The sequence below is a fragment of the Ventosimonas gracilis genome (assembly GCF_001580025.1).
GTDB lineage: Bacteria > Pseudomonadota > Gammaproteobacteria > Pseudomonadales > Pseudomonadaceae > Ventosimonas > Ventosimonas gracilis.
Map to the genome: position 1 here is coordinate 1 of NZ_LSZO01000075.1, position 823 is coordinate 823.

At 46.2% G+C, this 823-nt stretch carries 1 protein-coding gene; it reads right to left on the reverse strand.

Annotated features, from left to right (window positions below; translation table 11 throughout):
- Nucleotides 1–204: 204 nt before the first annotated feature.
- Nucleotides 205–534, reverse strand: coding sequence for a helix-turn-helix domain-containing protein (locus AXE65_RS04135; protein WP_068388527.1), 330 nt, complete (start codon nt 532–534; stop codon nt 205–207).
- Nucleotides 535–823: the final 289 nt, after the last annotated feature.

Sequence of the window (823 nt, forward strand, 5' to 3'; positions counted from 1 at the left end):
CGCTTTTTCTTATTCCCTAATGGAATAAGAAACGGACTTTCAGAAGCCAAATTGAAAGTAGGGTACTAGTGATACCCTACTTTACTCTCAATTTTGAGAGTCGCACTTTCAGATCACACCGCTTTTAGCTCTTCTCCTGCTCGGAATTTCCGCCCGCTTACTGGACGTCTTCACTGCCTTGGCTCGGGTGTTTTACCTCTGCGCTTAAGCTGCCTTTGCTGCATTTTCAACGCTGAAAAGCAAAGAACGCAGCATCATGGTTGTCTGCGGCTTGATTTCTTCAGGTAATTCAGCAAAACGCCTAAAGAGGTCTCTTAACGAGCCGTCTAATTCTTCTTTTTCACCAAATAACAAGTCATGCACAGACACACCCAGCACTTGAGCCAGTAAAGCCAACTTGTCTGCTGGTGGCGGGTTCGTTCCCTGCTCCCACTGTAAATATGTCGTTTTTCCGGCTCCGATTTTTTCGGCTACAGCCAACTGCGTTAGACCCTTGTTTTTCCTAGCCTTTTTCAGGTTTTCGGCGATATTCATGATGTCACCAATTCGCTGCGTTTCGTTGTGCTCATAGTAAAGGTCGCTATCTCCAAAGGTCTTAAGTAAGACTTTTTGGTCTTAATGCTGTTGACAAGAAAAGTCTTAATTACGTAATCTTGGTCTACATTCAGCTCTTGACAAGTTTTTGCTGTGATTGACTGGGTCTCCTGTTTCTTGCCGATAGCCCACCCCCGCCTCTACGCGGGCGAGGTCATCGCGCTCAATCCAGACAAAACGATTGAGTGGAGAAGTGAACGCAAATTGCAGGTTCAGGGCTCGTGGTCAT

Bases quoted from the DNA above. Each gene is read 5' to 3' on its own strand.
- AXE65_RS04135 (WP_068388527.1), bottom strand. From the start codon at position 534: ATGAATATCGCCGAAAACCTGAAAAAGGCTAGGAAAAACAAGGGTCTA.